The following is a 4,970-nucleotide window of genomic DNA, read 5'->3' on the forward strand; positions in this document are numbered from 1 at the left end:
ACGTGCTGGTCGCCACCGCGGTGCCGATCGGCCTCAGCGCCCGCAACGTGCTGTCCGGCCGGGTCGCCGCGCTGATCCCGGACGGGCACGCGGTGATGGTGGAGATCGCCTGCGGCGGCGCGGTGCTCGCCGCCCGCCTCACCGGCGCCGCCGTCCGAGACCTCGACCTCGCGGTCGGCCGCCCGGTCCACGCGGTGATCAAGAGCGTCGCCCTCGATCCCGCCGGGATGGGCGGGCGCCGGGCGATCGAGATCTGAGGCACTTTCGCGCGAGACGGACGCCGGCTCGCGCGAAGGTCATACGGCTGCACGGCGGGTTCGATCGCCTTCCATGATCCGAAGATCGCGGAACAGGCTCTCGTAGCGGAGGATCAACCCGCGATGTCGTTCGTCCTCGACCCGACGCAGCCGCAGAAATCGCTTCGTTCGGTTGGAAGCGAGCGTTCACGGGATGTCAGTTCACGTGTTTTCGGCCCGGTTTCCGCACCGGCACCGACATTTTTTATAGGATAAAAGTCATATTTAGTGAACCCGATCAGTCGAAATGGCTGAAACAAATGTTTAATTCGATTTGATTACCGTGACATATTGCTTCTTCGCAATGCGTGGATTCCATTGAGCTGAAGTGATGACCGGCATCGACGCGAACGAACAAGCATTCGGTCTTCAAGGCCCGGCCTCTTCAGACACCAGAGTGGCGGGCGCTTTGGGACTCGTACAGGCCGCCACCTATGCTTTCATCACCAACGACAGCAGCGGTCGTATCACCTTCGTGAACGATGCGGCCGAGGCGCTCTTCGGATACGGACCCGGCGCGATGCTCGGCCAAAACATCGATGTCGTCGTTCCTGAACGGTTTCGCGCCAGCCACGCGGCGGGTTTGGCCCGCATGGTCCGTAACGAGCCCTCCCGGATGGCCGGCCGAACGATCGAGGTCACGGCGAGACGTTGCGACGGCAGCGAGTTTCCGGCCGAATTCACGTTGTCGATCTGGAGAGACCGCTTCGGCCTCGGCTTCGGGGCGATCATGCGCGACATCTCGGAATGGCGCGCCCGCGACGCGCATCTGGTCAGGCTCGCGCATCACGACACGCTCACCGGGTTGCCCAACCGCGCGTCCTTCGAAGAGACGCTCGACGCGCGGCTCGTCGCCGGTCAGGCCACGTGCGTCCTCATGCTCGACCTCGACGGGTTCAAGGAGGTGAACGACAGTTGCGGGCACGGCACCGGCGACGCCGTCCTCCAAACCCTCGCCATCCGTCTGCCGGCCTGGCTCGGTGGAGATGCGATCCTCGCCAGGTTCGGCGGCGACGAGTTCGCCGTGATGCTGCCGGGCGCCACCGATCCACTGAAGGTCGCAGCCGGTGCCGCCGCGCTTCTCGAAGCCTTCGCGGCACCGTTCTGCGTCTTAGGTCATACCTTCCATCTGGGCGTCAGCGTCGGAGGGGCCATCAGCCCGACGCAGGGCCTGTCGGCGGGCGAACTCGTCGGCAACGCGGACTTGGCGCTGTTTCGCGCGAAGCAGGACGGCAAGCGTGTCTTCCGCTTGTTTCAGCCCGAGATGCGGAGCGCGCTGCTTTCGCGGCTGGCGATGCAGTCGGAGTTGCGCAGGGCGGTCGCGGCCGGCGAGTTCGTGCTCCACTACCAACCGCAGGTGGCGCTCGAGAACCGGTGCATCAACGGGGCCGAGGCCCTCCTGCGGTGGCGGCATCCCGAACGCGGGTTGCTGTATCCGGGCGCCTTCCTGCCGCAGCTCGAGGAGCACCCCCTGGCCCTCGAGGTCGGACGCTGGATCCTCGACGAAGCCTGTCGGCAGGCGGCGGCCTGGCGCGACGCCGGGCTCCCGATCCGGAAAATGGGCGTCAACCTGTTCACCGCCCAGGTCCGGTCGGGGACGCTGACATCGGACGTCGCCGACGCGCTCCAGCGGCACCGGTTGAGCCCGGAGATGCTGGAGCTGGAAATCACCGAAACGATCTTCCTGAAGGTCGACGAACCTGTCCTTCGCCCGTTTCGCGACCTGCATCGTCGCGGAGTCGGCATCTCGTTCGACGATTTCGGGACCGGCTACGCCTCGTTGAGTTCGCTCAAGCGTTTCCCGCTGACGCGCCTCAAGATCGATCGGGGATTCGTCCGGGACCTGATGACCGATCAGCACGATGCGGCGATCGTGCGCTCCATCATCCAGATCGGGAACGACATCGGGTTGGACATCATCGCGGAAGGGATCGAGACCGCGGACCAGGAGGCGCGGCTGCTCGAAATGGGCTGCAAGCAGGGTCAGGGATTCCTGTACGCAAAGGCGCTGCCGGCGGCGCAGTTCGAGGATCTTCTCCAAGGTTTCGGTCCCCGCCGGAAGATCGCGAGCTGATCGCCTGGGGGAAACCGGCAAGCTGGTCGGCGTTCACGGATTCCGGGCGTTTGCAGTCGGTGGCGAACGACGGGTTTCGACCCTCACGCCCGCCCGTCGACGAAGACGCGCATCAACACGTGGGCGATCGCCATCGCCGGCGGGGCGAACAGGTCGTCCGGGTGGCGGCGCTCCAGCATCGCCAGCACCTCGGCGCGGTCGAACCAGCGGGCGTCGGCGAGTTCGGTGGGGTCGGTGACGATGGTCTCGTCCAGGGCCTCCGCCGTGCAGCCGATCATCAGCGAGGACGGGAACGGCCAGGGCTGCGAGGTGTGGTAGGCGACCGAGGACACCCGCACCCGCGTCTCCTCGTAGGATTCGCGCGCGACCGCGGCCTCGATCGTCTCGCCCGGCTCGAGGAAGCCGGCGAGGCACGAGTACATCCCCTCCTTGAAGTGCGGGCCGCGCCCGAGCAGGCAGCGTTCGCCGCGACGGATCAGCATGATCACCACCGGGTCGGTGCGCGGAAAGTGGTGGGCGGCGCAGGTCGGGCATTCCCGCCGGAAGCCGCCGGCGCGGAACAGGGTCTGCGTGCCGCAATTGGCGCAGAAGCGATTGCGCCCGTGCCAGCCGAGCATCGACTTGGCGGTGGCGAGCAGGCCGAGCTCCTGCTGCGGCACCGCGCCCTCGGTGGCGATGGTGCGCAGGTCCAGCGTCCGGAAGGTGTCGTCGGCATAGGCCTCGGCCGCCTCGGGAGCCGCGACCGCGGCGAAGATCGGTCGCCCCTCGACGTGCCCGAGGAAGATCCGCTCCTGGGTGATCAGCGGGTTCGCCCGCGCGCCGTCCTCGGCGGAGAGGATCGCGCTGCCGCCGCGCAGCACGAGCGCGTCGCCGGCCATCAGCACGAGGCCGGTGTCCGGTGTGTCGGAGGCCGGCACCGCGTCCTCCGGCTGCTCCGAGGAATGGCGGACGAGCCGGCTCTGCGTGAAGCCGAGCGTCGCGAACGGATCGGGCATCGCCACCTCAGGCTGCTGCGAACTGGGCGCCGGCGCGCTCGGCGAGCTGCGCGCGGGCGTGATGCGGATAGGGCTTGCGCGTCTCGAAGCCCCAGACCGGGCCAGGCCAGGCCGGATCGGACAGGAAGCGCCCAACCACGTGGACGTGGAGCTGCGCCACCACGTTGCCCAGCGTCGCGACGTTGACCTTGTCGGGCTTGGCCAGCGCCTGCATCACGCCCGTGGCGAGGTGCACCTCGCGCCACAGTGCGGCCGCGTCGTCGGCGGCGAGGTCGGTGAGTTCGCTCAGCCCGGGCCGGCGCGGCACCAGGATCAGCCACGGGAAGCGTGCGTCGTCCATCAGCAGGACGGAGCAGAGGCCGAGGTCGCCGACCGGCACGGTGTCGGCGGCGAGCCGGGGATCGAGGGTGAAGTCGGTCATGCCAGGCGATGTAGCGCGGGCGACCCGCCCGGCGCCATGCCTTCATCGCTGGCCTGCGATCAGAGGTCGCCGGTCGGGGAGGGCGGCCGGCGTCGCGTCGTGCGGGATGTCACAAGGTGGGCTCGGTCCCCGACCGGCCGACGGCGACGAGGTCGGCGTTGACGACGCCCTCGGCATCCTTGCGGGCGAGCACGACCACGTCGGCCCCGGGGACCAGCAGGGCCTTCTCGCCCGGCGCGATCTGCGCCGTCGGCGTGCCGGGCGGGATGGTGAAGGTCTTGCTGCCGCCCTCGTAGACCAGCTCGACCTCGCGCGGCGCATCGAGCGAGAGCCCGCCGATCCAGCCCGCAGTGAGCCGCGCGTCGGGGGCGGCGTCCCAGGGCTTGGTGCCGGCTTCGAAGCCGCGCTCCGACGGCGAGTAGATCGCGACCTTGATCGGCTTCGGCTTCCCGTCGGGGCCGGGCACCGACACGATGCTGACGTAGCTCTCCGGCTTGATGTCGCGCAGCCGCCCGGCGGTGGCGATGAACAGGCGCGTCTTCACGTTCATCAGCACGGTGACCGTCTCGCCGTCCGGGCGCCGGATCCGCACAGACTCGGCGTCGCGGGCCTCGACGGTGCCGTGGTAGCGGGCGACCGATTCCTTCGGTTGCAGGGCGGAGGTCGGGGCCTGCGGGGCCTGGGCCTGCGCCGCGACGGAGGTCGCGCTCAGCGCGAGCGCGATCAGATAAGCTCGGATCACTGTGGTCAGCCCTCGATCGACCTGGATGGCCGGCGAGGCGCGAACGCCGGGCTTACGGCCGAGGTTCCAGCCGCGACGCCGCGTCCCGCGCTCAGTGCGCCATCAGCATCGGCAGGTCGGCGTGGGCGAGGAGGTGGCTCGTCGGCCCGCCGAAGATCATCTGCCGCAAGCGGCTCTGGGTGTAGGCGCCCTTGATCAGCAGGTCGGAGCCGAAGGCCTTGGCCTCGGCGAGGAAGGTCTCGCCCGGCGTCCGGCGCCCGGCGGGGAGCGCCCTGTGCTCGGCCGCCACGCCCTCGCAGGCGAGCGAGCGGGCAAGGTCCTCCGCGCTCGGGCCCGGCACCGTGCCGCCCTCGACGCTGAGCACCAGCACGCGGGAGGCCGCCCGCAGCAGCGGCATCGCGAAGGCGACCGCCCGCGCGGTCTCGGTCGAGCCGTTCCAGGC

The 4,970-nt window shown here is 69.3% G+C and carries 6 protein-coding genes; 2 read left to right on the plus strand and 4 right to left on the minus strand.

The features are described from left to right. Nucleotides 1–257, plus strand: a 257-nt coding sequence (locus tag FV222_RS17225; RefSeq protein WP_187277364.1) for a TOBE domain-containing protein, incomplete at its 5' end; no start/stop codon positions are given. 370 nt (nt 258–627) lie between these two features. Next, entirely contained in the window at nt 628–2,370 is a 1,743-nt protein-coding gene (locus FV222_RS17230; protein ID WP_147763964.1) for a GGDEF and EAL domain-containing protein, read from the plus strand. Between the two features lie 83 nt (nt 2,371–2,453). Here the strand turns inward: FV222_RS17230 and nudC are convergent, their stop codons facing one another. From nudC to FV222_RS17250, 4 genes are all read right to left on the minus strand, one after another. Continuing rightward, complete coding sequence (gene nudC, locus FV222_RS17235) at nt 2,454–3,365, minus strand: NAD(+) diphosphatase (protein ID WP_147763965.1); 912 nt, start codon at nt 3,363–3,365, stop codon at nt 2,454–2,456. 7 nt (nt 3,366–3,372) lie between these two features. Then, nucleotides 3,373–3,786 (minus strand): HIT domain-containing protein, encoded by a 414-nt coding sequence (locus tag FV222_RS17240; RefSeq protein WP_147752462.1) that lies wholly within the window; start codon nt 3,784–3,786, stop codon nt 3,373–3,375. A gap of 109 nt (nt 3,787–3,895) precedes the next feature. Continuing rightward, nucleotides 3,896–4,528 (minus strand): hypothetical protein, encoded by a 633-nt coding sequence (locus FV222_RS17245; RefSeq protein WP_246685515.1) that lies wholly within the window; start codon nt 4,526–4,528, stop codon nt 3,896–3,898. Nucleotides 4,529–4,619: 91 nt separating this feature from the next. Continuing rightward, the coding region (locus FV222_RS17250; RefSeq protein WP_147815250.1) for a universal stress protein at nt 4,620–4,970 on the minus strand (351 nt) is incomplete at its 5' end.

Source organism: Methylobacterium sp. WL103, assembly GCF_008039885.1.
Lineage (GTDB): Bacteria > Pseudomonadota > Alphaproteobacteria > Rhizobiales > Beijerinckiaceae > Methylobacterium > Methylobacterium cerastii.